Raw genomic sequence first — 15,099 nt, 5'->3', positions numbered from 1 at the left:
AATGTTTGTGTCTGTCAACGAACTCGTGGGGCTGCCTGGTATGCCGGGAAGTGCGCAAGGTGTGAGGTACACTATAAAAAAATTGGCCTCATCAGAGCATTTTCGACGCAAACGAGCAGGTACAAAAGCCATTGAGTACCACATTGATTGTCTGCCGGAAGCGACTCAAAAGGCGCTGCGTGAACGTTATGTGGAACAACTTGTAGCTACGGAGCACAACGCTTCCGAAGTTCAGGTCGTTACCAGGAAGGCGCGCAATCCTGATGCTGTCCAGGCAATCGAAGCATATCGCGGTTCGCCACAACTGATGGAAGAACGCCTGAATGCACTGACCGAAAATCAGCGTCGGGTATCTGAAGCAAGGGCTGCGCTGGTGGTGGAAGTGCTGAAGCTGGAAAGCGACGGTAATCTCGGGCGGCTGAAAGCCATTAACTATCTTGTCGAAAAAGCCCGTAAAGGTGAACTACCGGAACGCCTGCAACAGGCCGCAGTTAACGCCAATGCAAAACGTGGCGCTAATCGCACCATCAGTCGTGACCCGCTTTATCAGTGGGTGCTGAAGTACAACCAGTCACAGAACGCCGCAGAACGGCTGCTGTTACTGGCACCAGGAAAACGCGACGAAATAAAACCGGAACAAATTAGCTGGCTACCTGAGTTTCTGGCGCAGTATCGCCAGGTGAACGGCAGACCTATGTCTGAAGCCTACGAGGATTTTGTCGCGGAATGGCAGCGTCGCCATGCGGACGAACCATACATGCTGGAGGTGATGCCTTCCTATGATGTTGTCCGGTATGCCATGAAAAAACTGCCGGAAGTGGTGAAACAAAAAGGGCGTGTTACCGGCAGTGAATACCGTCAGCTTGAAGGATTTACCCGCCGCGACTGGACAGCTATGCCAGTGAATTATGTGTGGATTGGTGACGGTCACGGTATGAAGCTGAAATGTGCACATCCGATCCACGGGCGACCATTCTCACCAGAAGTCACATTTGTGATCGACGGTGGAACCCGGTTTGTTGTTGGCTGGAGTCTTGATCTTGCCGAGAACGTGTTCGCCGTTGCCGGTGCGATACAGCACGGCATTCGCAACCACGGAAAACCGTTTCTGTATTACTCGGATAATGGTTCTGGTGAAACGGCTGACATGCTGGACAAAGAGGTCGTGGGTATTCTGCCCCGCCTGGGGATTAAACACCCTACCGGTATTGCCGGTAATCCACAGGGGCGCGGCATTATTGAACGCCTGAACCGGACACTGCCGATGCGTATAGCCAGGAGGTATCGCACCTATTTTGGCAAGGGTGCTGACCGGGAATCGTTGCGTGTACTTAACCGTGATCTGCGTTCAGCGTTTAACGCCATGCAACAGGACAAGCCTCTGAACGACCGCCAGAAAGCTGCAATGCGCGAGCTACCATCGTGGGCGGAGCTTATTGAGGCTATTCGTGAAGGCGTGGAATGGTACAACAACCGCCCGCATTCTGAGCTACCGATGAAACCGAACGGGCGGCATTACAGCCCGGCAGAGTTCAGAAAAAAACGCCTGGCAGAAGAAGACACTGAAATTGAGTGGCTAAGTGATCTTGAGCTGCGCGACATGTTCCGCCCGATGGTGGAGCGTCCGGTAAGACGCTGCGAAATCCAGTGGCTGAACAATATTTACTACGCGCCGGAGTTGCGTGACGAACACGGTCGCAAAGTGCTTATCAGTTATGACATTCATGACGCCGAGCGAATTACGGTACGTCGCAAGGACGGCAGCTTTATCTGTGAGGCGATATGGAACGGCAATAAACGCGCAGCCTTCCCTGTCAGTGCGGAATATCACAAACAGCAACAGCGTATTAAAGGAATGCGCAAACGTGCTGAGGAAAAAATTCGTGATGCTGAAGATGAAGGTATTCAGATTCTGGAGCACAAACAGGCCGAACCTTGGCTGGATAATGTTTATCGCCCGGTTGGTAATACGGTAACCATCCAGCAACAGGATTATGAGGAGGATTACGACGAAGATTATGAACGCGATTTCAGGCTGGGTTTGCAGAAACTTGCAGCCATACAGGAACAGGATGATCCGCTGGCCTGAATAAAAAAACAGTCCGCGAGAACGGACTGTTAAACAGGGAAGCAAAGTTAATTTTAAATAACCGAGGAAATAATATGACCGATATTAATGATGTTTTCAATACGATTAATGCGCTGATTTCCGACGGCGTAAAAACTCAGGGTGTTATTGCTAAAGAAGCGGGCGTGTCAGAGGCCACGCTATCGGAACTTCGCAAAGGTCGTTACAAAGGCGATACCGAAGGGATGCATGACAAATTACAGATGTGGCATCAGGACTGGCTGAAAAGCCAGGAATTGCCAGGCGCGCCACAACTTGTGGAAACACAAACCCTCCGTGATTTGCGCGAGCTGTTTCAGACCGTGCGTGTTATGGGATGTATCAGCGTTCTGGTTGGTGTGCCGGGTGTTGGTAAAACCGTTGCGGCCCGCGAATACAGTAACCGTGTATCTAATACCTGGATGGTGACCCTTTCCCCTGCACACTCAACAGTGACCGAGTGTCTGCTGGAACTGGCAGACGCACTGGGAATTGATAACCCGCAAAGGAGTAAAGGCGCGCTAACCCGTGCCATTCGCAAAAAACTGAACGGCACACGCGGTCTGGTGATTGTGGATGAAGCTGACCACCTGAGCATGGACGGGCTGGAGCAGTTGCGCGCCATTCAGGATGCAACAGGCGTCGGGATGGTATTGATTGGTAACCCAAGCCAGTTAGCCAAAGCCACACACCGGGGAACGGATGACCTTGCGCGTTTGTTCAGCCGTTTCGCCAGAACAAAACAACTGCGTAAAGCCAAAAAGGCTGATGTGGTGGCAATTGCGAAAGCCTGGGGCATTGAGGGTGAAGATGAATTATCACTCATGCAGAGCATAGCGGAAAAACCAGGTGCATTACGTGTATTAACTCATACGTTGAATCAGGCATGGCTGGCAGCCAGCGGGAAAGGTGTTCCGTTATCCAAAGGCTACATTAAAGCGGCTTTTAAAGAGGTTTACAGCAACCCGAAGTTACTGAACTGGTGGTAAGGGGCATAAATCATGATGTCACGGAATATCAAAATGGCGACGGAAGTAAAGACCTGGTTACAGGAGCGCGGAAGCCACGTCAACGAATCCTGGCTGGGCGTGGCCCGCCCGGTGCTTGAAATCACCTGCCCACCGCCGGAGCTGGTCAGAAACGCTGTCAGGATTATGGAGCATAAATCAGGGGTTGCCCGTTCAGTATGGACGGCCCGTCTTAATGGTTGTCAGATTATCTGGAGATAACGATGAGTATCAGGTCAGGAAAATATATTGCGTGGGTTAAACACTGTCAGCGCCACGGGGTGCCTTTGACGACATATAAATGTCCCGGATGTGGCGAACAGCTTATGACGCAAAGTTCACCCGAAAATGAAGTATGGGACTCCTTTACATGTTGCCCGTGGTGCAGTGCGGTTTTCTTTAAACAGGTAGAAGGCGCGAAGGTAAAGGTCAGCGTAGTTATTCAGAATCAATAAGGAGAAACAAAATGGCAAAAGTCATTATCGAAATCAAAAATGTGACATCTGAAGTTAAAGGGCAGTATTTACGCACAAATGTTAACGTGGACCACAATGCAGAGCTGGATGGTGATGAGTACACGCTTGCTGGTGCGATAGCGTTACTGGTTCTGGAAAAAAGCCGGGATATCGTTAGCGAGTCAGCCCATGAGGCCATTGAAATACTGAAAAATGACGGCCTCATCACGGGTGGCGATGTCACAGAAACGACAGTTGAAGGAACACGTCACTGAAAGGAACGCTGACAATGAACGCCAAAATCAGAAACGAAATTCAGGCATTAATTCGAATCAAAATGCGTAATAACAATGGCGGAGACTTGCGCGAATTTATTTGCGCGCGCGAAGTTGAGGGGTATGGCGAAAAGACTTACCTGATTGCATTCGACCATTACAGCATTTGTGCGCGTTATTGCGGGGAGGCGGTATTCCGCGCCATTACGTTTGGCAATGCCTTCAATGTGGATTTATGGGAATACGTCATGGACCGCGAATACATCAGCGCGTCAGACCCGGACGCACGGGAGCAGTGGCAGAACATCTGGCGCGATTACCGGCAAATGGCGAAAGGCTGGACGCAGGGGACGTATTCTTCCCTTGCCCTGAAAGCGGTTCAGTTATCGCTGCGGCATATTCCGGCATCACTGCGCGACCCCCTGTTGTACTGAGTGGTGACCGGAATGATGTGTAAGCGTAAACGCTGGTCACGCGAAGACCGGGAATTTATCGAAGCCAGCGTCGGGAAAATGACCGTCGAAGAAATGGCGAAAAAACTGAACGTTGCCCCAACCGCCCTACAGGCACATGCCAGAAGGCACGGAATATCGTTGTGTGCATACCGGGTCAGTGAGCACGACAAATATTTGTGTCGTGAACTTTATAAAGAAGGGCTGGCTATTCATGTCATTGCCCAAAAGATGGAATTAAGCAATCGTGCTGTATCCAGCATTGTATACAGCGAATATTAATTAACAGGAGCTTTATTTATATGGCTAAACCAGCAAAACGAATCAAGAACGCCGCAGCGGCTTATGTTCCGCAATCCCGCGATGCCGTGGTATGTGATATCCGCCGGATTGGTGACCTGCAACGCGAAGCGGCACGACTTGAAACGGAAATGAATGACGCTATCGCTGAGATTACGGAGAAATACGCCTCACAGATTGCGCCGCTTAAAACCAGTATTGAAACCCTTTCAAAAGGTGTTCAGGGATGGTGTGAAGCGAACCGTGACGAACTGACGAACGGCGGCAAGGTGAAGACGGCGAACCTGGTCACCGGCGATGTGTCATGGCGTCAGCGCCCACCATCGGTAAGTATTCGCGGTGTGGATGCGGTGATGGAAACGCTGGAGCGTCTTGGCCTGCAACGTTTTATTCGCACGAAACAGGAAATCAACAAGGAAGCGATTTTACTGGAACCGAAAGCAGTCGCAGGTGTCGCCGGAATCACAGTTAAATCAGGCATTGAGGATTTTTCTATTATTCCATTTGAACAGGAAGCCGGTATTTAATACCACTACAAATATTTAATTAATCCACTCTCTTTTAATTATGGCGCGATGCGTCAGGGGGTTGCTCGCGCCTGAATCTGAAATGGTGATGTTTATGACCACAAAGAGTGAACGACAAAAAACAGAAATAACAGCAGCAACGCTGATTAAAGACAGCGCCGAATGTCTGGCATCAGTGCCTGCATTGATTCAACAGGCGAATGCAAAAAATCTCCGTCGTGCAGCTTCGTTTATTCGTGCAGGCATTACCCGCCAGATGATGATTGCGCAGCTGTGTATGCGCGAAGCGCAGCGCCTGGAACAAATGGAGACGAACGGTGATTAAGTCAATTGGCTTTGTCCTGCTGGTTGGCACCTGTGGGAATGATGCCTGTGATGCCATTCCGGTGACAGAAAAAATCTGGCCCACAGAGCAGGCATGTATGCAGGTGATGGAGCACATGCAGAAACGCCATCCGAATGAAGTTTTTTATTGCGAGGAGGTATTAAGAAATGAAAATACAGATGATTACTGATGCTGATTTAATGGCTGCAACCTTAATTTCCAGTGGCATGCCAGAACAAAATGTAAATGATTTTCTGGATAATGTCGTATACCAGCACTATGAGCAGGCCAGAGAAAATTTAATTTCAGAAAAGCGCACGATGATTGCTGAATCATTAAGCCATGCCTGGATTATTGAGGAATTACGAAAAATCATTGCCGGTCAGGATAAAGTGGCGGCAGTTGCCGCCCTTGATGTGCTACAGCGAATGAGTAAGGAGTTATTCAATACCGAGTTTCTTTTTAAATAACTGAGTTAAAAACCCCTTGCCGAGGTCTTTGACAACATCAAACGGGGCTTCGGCAAATTCTTTTTTGATTCGTTCAAGAATAGGTTTTTGATGCAATGCATTGGCAAAATCATGTCCGTCCTGAGTCAGCCTTATTGGTATGTTTCGCCAGCCAATACCTGTTGTGGTGAACTTCAGACCGATGCACTCCGGGGTGCCAGTTTGCAGTTCTCTGTTACCGATAAGATCATTTTCGACGAGCAGTAATAAATGAAATATCAGTTTATCTTCATCGTCGGTTGTGTCGATTCCAACATCCTTAAGGGTAATAAATGCGCTGTCTGCATTCAGAAAAGTATCAAGGATTCTTGCCAGTTCATCGTAATCAATTTTCATATCTCATTCCTTAATATGAGAGGTGACAAAATGAGTCGCACATCGCTTATTAAGTTAATTCATGTCGCCCGTCGTGATCTACAACTCGACGATGACACTTACCGCGCCTTTCTGGTGCAGTGCACGGGCAAGACCAGTTGCCGCGAGCTGTCCGTTGCACAACTGGAACGTGTGCTCGATGCCATGAAAGAGCGCGGTTTTAAGAAGCAGAAAAAACATCCCCGCCGTCGCTTTAAGGGGCATGTCACACCGCGCGAGAAGATTTACAAAATCTGGCAGCAGATGTTCCTTGATGGTTTTGTCTCCGATATCAGCGACGCTGCGCTGGACAAATACGTTGAGCGCCTGACAGCCAGACGTAATGGCGGTAAAGGTGTTTCCACGCTGGCATGGTGTCACGGGGAATCGTTGCAGATTGTGCTCGAAACGCTCAAACAGTGGCATATGCGCTGCATCCGGGAAGCCTTTGTCCGACATGGCGTGCCCTTACCTGTGAGCGAAACCGGGCGGGAGCTGCGCGGCTATGATGCACTGACCAGTGCATATGCCCGCGCACGAAACAGCGGGAGAATTGCTGTATGAAACAAATGAAAGAGCAGGATTTATTCGAAGACTTCCGGGACGACAGCGTTCTGGAATACCTTAACGATTACCAGGAAAACACCGCTTATCCGGCGTTACTTTCAGAGCTGAACGCTCTGTTGCGTAAAGAGCTGGCCCGGATTGGCGCGGACCCAGTCTATTCCCTTGAGCTGGTTGTGGCTATTTGTCGCCATATCGGGGGGATGCAGGTTTATGTTCCGAGGGGGAGTATTCTGGAAAGTCTTGTCCGGGATATGCGTATCTGGCGTGATTTTAACGGTCATAATATCCCTGAACTGGTTCAGCGTTATGGGGTGACGTATAAGACCGTCTACAAGGCCATCAAGCGGATGCGACGTCTGGAGCGTAACAAATACCAGCCTGATTTGTTTTACCACTCCCCGAACCAATCCCGCCCCGTTCGTCGTCCGCACCGACGCCATTAATCAATAAAGCCGGTAAATCCGGCTTTTTTTGTGCCTCCGGCACCATGAAGCAGACCACGTTTAACTCTGCTTCACAGGTGCTTTTATGGAAAATCAAAAATTCTCTCCGGCCTTTGAGCATGCGCTGAATTTTATTCTGCGTCCTGATATCGAAGGCGTTTATGTCAATGACCCCACTGACCGTGGCGGTGAAACCAAATACGGCATTTCTGACCGCCGCGACGGTGTGATTGACGGCAAAACCGATGTCAGCGGTGACGGCAAACCGGATACCCGCATCAAAGATTTAACCCGCGAACAGGTCGCGCAGATTTACTGGCGCGATTACTGGCTGCCTGCCGGATGTGACCAGTGGCCTGATGGCGTGGCGATGTTTGTTTTCGATGCAGCGGTTCAGCATGGCGTTAAAAAAGCCATCAAAATTTTGCAGGAAGCCGCTGATGTGGATGCTGACGGCATCATCGGCCCGCGTACCCGTAAGGCCGTGAGTCTGTCCACCCCGGACTGGTTGCTGGCCCGCTGCATTGTCCGTCGTTCCCGCTTTTATGCCGACATCATCAAGTCAAAACCCGCCCAGGGTAAATACCTGAACGGCTGGTTTAACCGCATGGAAAAACTGACCGACGCCTGTCTGGAAATCATCGATACCCCTCTGGGCATCATGTCCGCCACGCGGGGGTGATATGGGCAAAGGCTGGGATGCCTCACTGAAAGCCGGGCGGCGTGACCGCCTGCGTCAGGAGGTTCTGCACCGCATGGCCGGAGGTCCGCCCCCGAAACCGCTGGACTATACCGGTCATGACGGCACACACGCCAGCTACTACATGCGTGGCTGGAACTCCGTGGATACACGGGACATTTTCTGGCAGTGCCAGAAGTACAAGGAAAAACTCAATGCACAGAATGAATAGTCTTTTTGTTCGCGTTATTTACTCCCGCTTTATGTTGTGCCAGTGGTCGTTTCTGGGGCTGTCGGCAGTGCTTTTTCTGGCGAGCTGTTTTGCCGGATGGCGGGCGTTTGCGGTCATGGTGCTGGCATACGGCGCGACACTCTGCCTGATTCACAGTTTCCAGCTGGGTAACGTGCCTTATCGCCTGCAACCCAAAAGGCGCTTCCGGGCGGCCTCCCTTCGAATTGTCGTGTGGTCATGGGTGGTCTGGGCCGTTGGTTTTTTCATGCTGACATTCGGCATTCTTTATCTGAAGGAGCCTTATCAGCTGGCGTTCTGGCTGGGCGGTATCTTTTGCGCGGCACTTTATAAACATCAGCGCCGTTTTCATAAGGGGGATTCATGGATCCGTTAACCCTTTCAGGCATCGCTTCTGTCCTGCTGAAAGCCGGGCCGGGGCTGATTCGTTCCGTCGGGCGCTGGTTTGGTGGCAGCACATCTGCCGCCGCTGACTCGGTGGCCGGTATGGTGGAAAGCGTCCGGGAAAGCCTGCCGGTGGCTGAACAGCAACGCATTCTGGAACAAAAACTGGTGATGCTGTCACCGGAGCAACTGATGCAGCTGGAAACCCTGAAAATTCAGCTGCAACAGCTGGAGGTGGAACGGCAGAAGCTGGTGCTGGCTGACCAGCAGGCCGCACACCACGAACAGCAGGAAACCATCCGCAATGGTGACAACGCCACGGACAGCTATGTGCGCCAGACGCGCCCGCTGCTGGCCCGCCTTTCCTGTTACAGCAGTCTGGCCTATGTGCTGTTGCTTTCCTGCGGCCAGATTGCCGGAGCCATTGCCGGTGCCAGAGGTATCACGCTGCATATGCCGTCACCGGACTGGGATATCACGCTGATGTTACTTACCCCGGCGCTGGGCTATCTCGGCGTGCGAACTCTTGACGGCTTTGCCCGTTACAGCAAGTCAAGCAAGGACAAAATTTCTGCGGGGCTGAAATGACCGACGAAATCGACCGCATCAGTGAAGTGGTTCTGAACGAACGTCAGAGCGTCGTTAAAGCCTGGCAGACGCGGACAAAAGAAGCGCCCCACAGCCGGGGCTTCTGCAATGACTGCGGGAACGTTATTCCGGCACAGCGCCTTGCGGCGCTGCCGGATGTGGTGACCTGTATTGACTGTCAGCAGATACGGGAACACAGGAGGAAATCGTGTCCTGGGAAATGATCAGAGCCAACTGGCCCATTCTGTGGGCATTGCTGATGACAGGAATAAACCTGCTTCAGCTGATTCTGGCGAAAACCTACGTCAAACGCGAAGAGTTTGATTCACTCCGTTCCCGCATGTCGGTGATGGAAAGCCAGGTACACCATTTACCCGACCGTGATGAGTTCCACCGCCTGCAACTGGATATCAGCAACCTGCGGGGAGAAATCAAAGAGCTGGGGCCATCCATCCGCCAGGTATCCCGCATCAGCGATTTGTTATTAGAGAACGAGTTAAAGGAAAAAAAATAATGGCGATGAAAGAGATCCTCACTGAAGACCGTCGTCTTGTGTTGCTGCGTTCCCTGCTGGACTGTGGCGACAGCGCGAATGAATCCGTGTTGCAGACCTGCCTTCAGGCCTACGGTCATAAGGTATCCCGTGATGTGGTGCGCACCCAGCTTGCATGGCTGCGCGAGCAGGGGCTGGTTCGTCTGTCTGATGTGGGCGGCTGTTACGTGGCTGAAATCACCGGCAGCGGTGAGGATGTGGCAAACGGCCTGTCCAGCGTTCCGGGCGTTAAAAAACCCCGTGCGAGGGACTGAGCATGGCCCGAAAACTGAAGCCGTTAAGTCGCGGAGAACGGGCCGTCGTGCGGCAGCTGGCGTACTGTCTTGTGCTCGCGGATATTGAGCAAAACGCCATTGTCCGTGCATACGAACAACAGACCGGAAAGCCCTGGAGCCCGGATGCACCGGATACCCCCATGAAACGTGCCCTGCGTTCATCACCGGCATGTGCGCGGCTGTGGAAGCTGCTGGGTAAGGATATCCGCTCCGTTCGCGAAGAAATATACGCCGGTCTGAAAACACCGGGAACTGAAGACGGGGGCCGTCGTGAACCGTAAAAAGAATCCGATAAGTAAAGCGTCCCGTGATGAACTCCGCCGTCTGGCGCACAACCTGACATGGCGGGAAATCCAGAGCGGCGCACTGAAATCTGCATACGAAAGTTTACAGCGTAGTGAGCAACAGGAGGGCACACATGGAAAATGAACAACGCCCCACCCGTGGCCGTCTTTCCAAAGTGGATTTACTCCCGGACAGCATCCGGGAGCAGTTGCATCAGATGCTGCGGGAAAAGCGGCACACGCAGGAAGAAATCCGCGAAGCCATCAACGCCCTGATTGACGAACACAACCTGCCGGAAGAGATGCAGTTAAGCCGGACGGGCTTAAACCGCTATGCCATCCGCATGGAAAAAGTCGGGGCAAAAATCCGTGCCTCCCGCGAAATGGCCGAAGTCTGGGCGGCAAAGCTGGGTTCCGCGCCGACGTCAGACGTCGGCAAACTGCTGATGGAGTTTGTAAAAACGCTGGCTTTTGAAACGTCCATGTCGATGGCAGAAGACGACAAGCCCGTTGCACCGAAGGCGCTGGGGCAACTGGCGCTGGTTGCCCAGCGTCTGGAAGCGGCAGCCATGACCAGCCATAAACGCGAGAAAGCGATCCGTGATGCGTTTGTGCAGGAGATGGCAGAGAAAACCGAAGAACTGGTCAGAACGGGCGGTCTGTCAGGCGGTGCGGCTGACACCATCAAACGTGAAATTCTGGGGATTAGCGCATGACACAGATGGACACGTTCAGTGAATCTGATGTTCTGCTGCCGTATCAGAAACGCTGGGTGGCGGATGATGGCGACCTGAAAATTGCCGAGAAATCCCGCCGTACCGGTTTAACCTGGGCGGAAGCGGCGGATGCAGCACTGACGGCATCACTGAAGAAGGAAGACGGCGGGCGCGATCACTTTTATATCGGTTCGAATAAGGAGATGGCCCGCGAATTTATCGACGCCGTGGCGATGTGGGCGAAGGCGTTTAATGCGGCAGCGGAAGAAATCTGCGAGGAAGTGATCACCGACGAAGACAAGGACATTCTGACGTTCGTCGTGTACTTCGCCAGCGGTTTTAAGGTCAAGGCACTGTCCAGCAACCCGAGCAACATTCGCGGGATGCAGGGGAATGTCACCATCGACGAGGCCGCGTTCCATGAAAAACTGGACGAGCTGCTGAAGGCGGTGCTGCCGCTGAAAACATGGGGCGGCAAAATTCGCCTTATTTCCACCCATGACGGCGTGGACAACCTGTTTAACCAGCTGATTCAGGAAAGCCGCGCGGGCAAAAAAGATTACAGCATTCACACCATCACGCTGGATGACGCCTGCAATGACGGGCTGTACCGGCGTATCTGTCAGGTGCGCGGCATGGTGTGGTCACCGGAAGCCGAAGCGGAATGGAAAGAAGGTCTGCTGCGAAATACCGCCACCCGCGAAGACGCACTGGAAGAATATTACTGCGTCCCGAAAAACGGCGGCGGCACGTATATCCCCCGCTCACTGCGTGAACGTGCGGCCCGTGGCACCGGGAAAGTGTTGCGCTTTACCGGCACACCGGAATTTAACGCACTGACGGAAAGCCAGCGCCGGGCAGATATCCGGGAATGGCTGGAAACAGTGGTGCGCCCTGAACTGGAAAAACTCCCGAAGAACCTGCGCCACTGTCTGGGGGAAGACTTTGCGCGTTCGGGTGACCTGACCGTACTGGCCCCGGTGACGGTGAACGATGACACCACCCGCGAGGTGCCGTTCCTGGTTGAGCTTGGCAATGTGCCGTTTAAACAGCAGGAGCAGGTGCTGTTCTGGCTTTGCGATCGTCTGCCCCGTCGTGACGGCATCAAAATGGATGCGCGGGGGAATGGTCAGTATCTGGCAGAACAGGCGGCGGAGCGGTACGGCGACGAAGTGGAACAGGTGATGCTGTCCGTGGCGTTCTACCGCGAAAACATGCCCCGTTTCCGTGCGGCGTTTGAAGATGATGAGCTGATCCTTCCGAAGCATGAAGACGTGATCAATGACCTCGGGGCCATTCAGTTACTGCGTGGCGTTCCCGGCATTGATGATTCACGAACCAGAGGCAGCGACGGTCACAAACGTCACGGCGACGCCGCTGTGGCCATTTTCCTGGGCTTCCTTGCCAGTAAAGATGACTGCCACCGTTACGAACTGCACCGCCTGAACCGCCCGGCGAAACCGGAAGAACGCAACGCGCGCCGCCAGATGAAGCTGACGCGCGGCCTGAAAAATGAGGGAGGTTTACTGTGAACCTGAAACAACTGGCCGGGGCCGTTCGCCGTCTGCTGAACCCGGCAACCGGTGAGGAAGACAGTCTCAAAAAAGAGACGCTCGATGAAATACAGGCCCGTCCGCGTCAAGCTGGCGTGCGTTCGGCCTCGCCGGGCATCAGCATTGCTTCCGGGCTGAATCCCGGCAGGCTGGCAGGCATTCTGCGCAATGCCGCCGATGGCATCACGCGTGATTTTTTTATCCTTGCCGAAGAGATGGAAGAACGCGATTTGCATTACGCCTCGGTACTGCGCACCCGCAAGCTGACGGTGGCGGGTATCGAACCGGTGGTGGTGGCTGCCAGTGACGACGATGCCGATGTACAGCTGGCGGATGCTATCCGTGCGCTGATGGAAGCCCCGCAAATCCCTGAGCTGATGTTTGATTTGCTCGACGGGCTGGGAAAAGGCGTGGCGGTCTGTGAAATCCTGTGGGACACCCGCAACAACCACTGGATGCCCCGTGATTATGAGTGGGTTGATCCCCGTTTTCTGAAAGCCGAAAAACCCACGCTGCGCCAGTTTCGTCTGCTGACGGACGATGAACCGGTGGATGGCGTACCGCTGACACCGGGAAAATTCATTGTTCACCAGCCGCGTCTGAAATCCGGTCTGCCGCTGCGTAACGGTCTGGCCCGTCTGGTGGCGGTGATGTACATGCTGAAATCCTTTACCGTGCGCGACTGGTGGGCATTTGCGGAAAAATTCGGCATTCCGGTTACGGTGGGGAAATACGGTCCCAACGCCACGGAGGAGCAAATCCGCGTGCTGATTGATGCGATTGCCTCCATTGCCTCGGATGCCGGGTGTGCCATTCCGCAGTCCATGCAACTGGAGATGAAGGAAACCGCCAGCAGGAATAACGGCGGCGCACTGTTCCGTGAAATGGCGGAATGGTGCGATGCGCAAATCAGTAAGGCTGTGCTGGGGCAGACCATGACCACGGATAACGGCAGTTCGCGCTCACAGGCGGACGTGCACAATCAGGTGCGCATGGACATTGTGCGCTGGGACGCGCGGCAGCTGGCTAACACGCTGAATGAATATCTGGTGCGGCCCTACATCGAGGCCAACTACGGGCCACAGGAACACTATCCCCGTGTTGTTCTGCGTATCAGTGAAGCGGAAGATCTGAAGGCGCTGACAGATGCTCTGGTGCCGCTGATTGACCGGGGGATGCGGGTTCAGGAATCGGAGCTGCGGGACCGGTTCGGCCTGGCTGAACCGGACGACGGGGCTGATGTTCTGCATCCGGTGTCTGCCGGAATGTCAGGTGATGTGGCGATGAACCGCGAGCGCGTCGCCCTGAACCGGGAACACTCCGATGAACTGGCACAGATGGTGGATGATGCCCTGCGTGACTGGCAGAAAACCGGCGAGGCGTTCACGAACCCGGTGCTGACACTGGCGCAGGAATGCGACAGTTTTGATGACTTTCTGAAACGCCTGCCTGAGCTTCAGGAAACGCTGAACGCGGACGACTTTGCCCTGCAACTGGCGGAGGTGTGCTTTAAGGCGCGAGCGCTGGGGGACACCGGTCATGCGTGAAACTCTCATCCCGAAAGAGGCGCTGGCGTGGCTGAAGGCGAAGAAGCTGCGCCCCGGTTTTGATTACCGGGATGTGTGGCGGGAAGAGCACCGGAACAGCTTCACCGTGGCAAAAATGCTGCAACTGGATTTGTTGTCGGATGTGAAAGCCCTTGTGGAAGACGCCCTGCAAAGCGGGCAGACGTTCAGCGAGTTCCGGGAGGCGCTGCAACCGCTGCTGATAAAACGCGGATGGTGGGGCGTACAGGAGATGGATGATCCGCTGACGGGCGAAAGGCGCACCGTACAGCTGGGCAGCGACCGCCGCCTCCGCACGATTTACGATACCAACATGCGCACCGCCCGCGCGGCGGGCCAGTGGGAACGCATTCAGCGGACAAAGCGGGCCATGCCGTATCTGATTTATGAGCTGGGGCCATCCCGCGAGCACCGGGCGGAGCATGTGAAATGGGCGCGTCTGTGTCTGCCGGTAGATCATCCGTTCTGGCAGACACATTTTGCCCCTAACGGCTGGGGCTGCAAATGCACCATCCGTCAGGTCAGCCGTGGTGAGTATGCGCAACTGGTGGCACAGGGCACCATTCACACCGAAGCGCCGGAAATCAGAACTGTTCGCTGGGTGAACAAACGCACGGGCGAAGAGGAAGATGTGCCGGAAGGAATTGATCCGGGCTGGAACTACAATCCCGGCATAAACCGTGAGCAGGAGCTGGCGCGCCAGCTGGCGACAAAACAGGCCCGTTTTGACAGTGAGTAACCCTCCCGCCGTAAATCCCCCTGAAACGCATCAGAAACGCGTTTTTTATTCTGATGGCGTGAATGTGCATTCTGACGTTTTTGAAGATGCTGTGGCGTTTTTGAAGGGGTTTTGAAGGGGGTATTTCCCCGTTTTCAGTGAAGCCGGTAAATCCGGCTTTTTTTCTGCCTTCCGCATACTGACCGTCGGTAA

At 53.6% G+C, this 15,099-nt stretch carries 26 protein-coding genes; 25 read left to right on the top strand and 1 reads right to left on the bottom strand.

The window, feature by feature from the left end; genetic code table 11:
• Position 1 precedes the first annotated feature (1 nt).
• The 10 genes from FQZ95_RS12220 to FQZ95_RS12175 all read left to right on the top strand — a co-directional run bounded on the left by FQZ95_RS12220 (position 2) and on the right by FQZ95_RS12175 (position 5,918).
• Positions 2-2,089, top strand: a complete 2,088-nt coding sequence (locus tag FQZ95_RS12220; RefSeq protein WP_160530241.1) for a Mu transposase C-terminal domain-containing protein — start codon at positions 2-4, stop codon at positions 2,087-2,089.
• Between the two features lie 74 nt (positions 2,090-2,163).
• Positions 2,164-3,096, top strand: coding sequence for an AAA family ATPase (locus tag FQZ95_RS12215; protein ID WP_089639413.1), 933 nt, complete (start codon positions 2,164-2,166; stop codon positions 3,094-3,096).
• Between the two features lie 12 nt (positions 3,097-3,108).
• Positions 3,109-3,336: a hypothetical protein gene (locus FQZ95_RS12210; RefSeq protein WP_000987805.1), complete on the top strand. Its 228-nt coding sequence runs from the start codon at positions 3,109-3,111 to the stop codon at positions 3,334-3,336.
• A gap of 244 nt (positions 3,337-3,580) precedes the next feature.
• Positions 3,581-3,844, top strand: a complete 264-nt coding sequence (locus FQZ95_RS12205) for a hypothetical protein (RefSeq protein WP_160530240.1) — start codon at positions 3,581-3,583, stop codon at positions 3,842-3,844.
• 14 nt (positions 3,845-3,858) lie between these two features.
• Positions 3,859-4,278: a hypothetical protein gene (locus tag FQZ95_RS12200; protein WP_160530239.1), complete on the top strand. Its 420-nt coding sequence runs from the start codon at positions 3,859-3,861 to the stop codon at positions 4,276-4,278.
• A gap of 12 nt (positions 4,279-4,290) precedes the next feature.
• A complete protein-coding gene (locus FQZ95_RS12195) occupies positions 4,291-4,578 on the top strand; it encodes a hypothetical protein (protein ID WP_042099546.1) in 288 nt (95 codons plus the stop codon).
• Between the two features lie 20 nt (positions 4,579-4,598).
• Positions 4,599-5,123 carry a host-nuclease inhibitor Gam family protein gene (locus FQZ95_RS12190; RefSeq protein ID WP_001107927.1) on the top strand — a complete coding sequence of 175 codons (525 nt, stop codon included), beginning with the start codon at positions 4,599-4,601 and terminating at the stop codon, positions 5,121-5,123.
• 94 nt (positions 5,124-5,217) lie between these two features.
• Positions 5,218-5,448 carry a hypothetical protein gene (locus FQZ95_RS12185; RefSeq protein ID WP_237427988.1) on the top strand — a complete coding sequence of 77 codons (231 nt, stop codon included), beginning with the start codon at positions 5,218-5,220 and terminating at the stop codon, positions 5,446-5,448.
• Complete coding sequence (locus tag FQZ95_RS12180) at positions 5,441-5,638, top strand: hypothetical protein (RefSeq protein ID WP_160530238.1); 198 nt, start codon at positions 5,441-5,443, stop codon at positions 5,636-5,638. The genes FQZ95_RS12185 and FQZ95_RS12180 overlap by 8 nt, the downstream gene beginning before the upstream one ends.
• On the top strand, positions 5,616-5,918 hold the full coding sequence (locus FQZ95_RS12175; protein WP_062897840.1) for a hypothetical protein: 303 nt from the start codon (positions 5,616-5,618) through the stop codon (positions 5,916-5,918). Before FQZ95_RS12180 ends, FQZ95_RS12175 begins: the two co-directional genes overlap by 23 nt.
• Here the strand turns inward: FQZ95_RS12175 and FQZ95_RS12170 are convergent.
• Complete coding sequence (locus FQZ95_RS12170; RefSeq protein ID WP_160530237.1) at positions 5,889-6,293, bottom strand: DUF2513 domain-containing protein; 405 nt, start codon at positions 6,291-6,293, stop codon at positions 5,889-5,891. The genes FQZ95_RS12175 and FQZ95_RS12170 overlap by 30 nt on opposite strands.
• 30 nt (positions 6,294-6,323) lie before the next feature.
• On the opposite strand from FQZ95_RS12170, the gene FQZ95_RS12165 reads away from it, so the two are divergent.
• The 15 genes from FQZ95_RS12165 (at position 6,324) to FQZ95_RS12100 (ending at position 14,907) form a co-directional block, all read left to right on the top strand.
• Positions 6,324-6,875 (top strand): gp16 family protein, encoded by a 552-nt coding sequence (locus tag FQZ95_RS12165; RefSeq protein WP_160530236.1) that lies wholly within the window; start codon positions 6,324-6,326, stop codon positions 6,873-6,875.
• Positions 6,872-7,321, top strand: a complete 450-nt coding sequence (locus FQZ95_RS12160; RefSeq protein WP_160530235.1) for a Mor transcription activator family protein — start codon at positions 6,872-6,874, stop codon at positions 7,319-7,321. The genes FQZ95_RS12165 and FQZ95_RS12160 overlap by 4 nt, the downstream gene beginning before the upstream one ends.
• A gap of 85 nt (positions 7,322-7,406) precedes the next feature.
• The gene (locus FQZ95_RS12155) at positions 7,407-8,003 is read left to right on the top strand and encodes a glycoside hydrolase family 108 protein (protein ID WP_160530234.1); all 597 of its coding nucleotides are present in this window, start codon (positions 7,407-7,409) and stop codon (positions 8,001-8,003) included.
• A 1-nt stretch (position 8,004) separates the two neighbouring features.
• Positions 8,005-8,232: a hypothetical protein gene (locus FQZ95_RS12150; RefSeq protein WP_040088621.1), complete on the top strand. Its 228-nt coding sequence runs from the start codon at positions 8,005-8,007 to the stop codon at positions 8,230-8,232.
• Entirely contained in the window at positions 8,216-8,626 is a 411-nt protein-coding gene (locus tag FQZ95_RS12145; RefSeq protein ID WP_063103520.1) for a hypothetical protein, read from the top strand. The genes FQZ95_RS12150 and FQZ95_RS12145 overlap by 17 nt, the downstream gene beginning before the upstream one ends.
• Positions 8,614-9,222 (top strand): hypothetical protein, encoded by a 609-nt coding sequence (locus tag FQZ95_RS12140; RefSeq protein ID WP_160530233.1) that lies wholly within the window; start codon positions 8,614-8,616, stop codon positions 9,220-9,222. The genes FQZ95_RS12145 and FQZ95_RS12140 overlap by 13 nt, the downstream gene beginning before the upstream one ends.
• On the top strand, positions 9,219-9,446 hold the full coding sequence (locus FQZ95_RS12135) for a TraR/DksA family transcriptional regulator (RefSeq protein WP_053289381.1): 228 nt from the start codon (positions 9,219-9,221) through the stop codon (positions 9,444-9,446). Before FQZ95_RS12140 ends, FQZ95_RS12135 begins: the two co-directional genes overlap by 4 nt.
• Positions 9,431-9,736 carry a DUF2730 family protein gene (locus tag FQZ95_RS12130; RefSeq protein ID WP_001397890.1) on the top strand — a complete coding sequence of 102 codons (306 nt, stop codon included), beginning with the start codon at positions 9,431-9,433 and terminating at the stop codon, positions 9,734-9,736. Before FQZ95_RS12135 ends, FQZ95_RS12130 begins: the two co-directional genes overlap by 16 nt.
• A gap of 5 nt (positions 9,737-9,741) precedes the next feature.
• On the top strand, positions 9,742-10,029 hold the full coding sequence (locus tag FQZ95_RS12125; RefSeq protein ID WP_024168521.1) for a VpaChn25_0724 family phage protein: 288 nt from the start codon (positions 9,742-9,744) through the stop codon (positions 10,027-10,029).
• A 2-nt stretch (positions 10,030-10,031) separates the two neighbouring features.
• Complete coding sequence (locus FQZ95_RS12120; protein ID WP_160530232.1) at positions 10,032-10,331, top strand: hypothetical protein; 300 nt, start codon at positions 10,032-10,034, stop codon at positions 10,329-10,331.
• Positions 10,321-10,479, top strand: coding sequence for a hypothetical protein (locus tag FQZ95_RS26140; protein ID WP_001080358.1), 159 nt, complete (start codon positions 10,321-10,323; stop codon positions 10,477-10,479). Before FQZ95_RS12120 ends, FQZ95_RS26140 begins: the two co-directional genes overlap by 11 nt.
• Positions 10,469-11,050: a DUF3486 family protein gene (locus FQZ95_RS12115; RefSeq protein WP_160530231.1), complete on the top strand. Its 582-nt coding sequence runs from the start codon at positions 10,469-10,471 to the stop codon at positions 11,048-11,050. The genes FQZ95_RS26140 and FQZ95_RS12115 overlap by 11 nt, the downstream gene beginning before the upstream one ends.
• Positions 11,047-12,582: a terminase large subunit domain-containing protein gene (locus FQZ95_RS12110; protein WP_202384133.1), complete on the top strand. Its 1,536-nt coding sequence runs from the start codon at positions 11,047-11,049 to the stop codon at positions 12,580-12,582. The genes FQZ95_RS12115 and FQZ95_RS12110 overlap by 4 nt, the downstream gene beginning before the upstream one ends.
• Positions 12,579-14,150, top strand: a complete 1,572-nt coding sequence (locus tag FQZ95_RS12105) for a phage portal protein family protein (RefSeq protein ID WP_160530230.1) — start codon at positions 12,579-12,581, stop codon at positions 14,148-14,150. The genes FQZ95_RS12110 and FQZ95_RS12105 overlap by 4 nt, the downstream gene beginning before the upstream one ends.
• Positions 14,143-14,907, top strand: a complete 765-nt coding sequence (locus tag FQZ95_RS12100) for a phage head morphogenesis protein (RefSeq protein ID WP_160530229.1) — start codon at positions 14,143-14,145, stop codon at positions 14,905-14,907. The genes FQZ95_RS12105 and FQZ95_RS12100 overlap by 8 nt, the downstream gene beginning before the upstream one ends.
• Positions 14,908-15,099: the final 192 nt, after the last annotated feature.

The organism is Escherichia sp. HH41S (genome assembly GCF_009820115.1).
Lineage (GTDB): Bacteria > Pseudomonadota > Gammaproteobacteria > Enterobacterales > Enterobacteriaceae > Escherichia > Escherichia coli_F.
The sequence above is the reverse complement of the archived record's forward strand: the minus strand, read 5'-3'. Positions and strand labels throughout refer to the sequence as shown.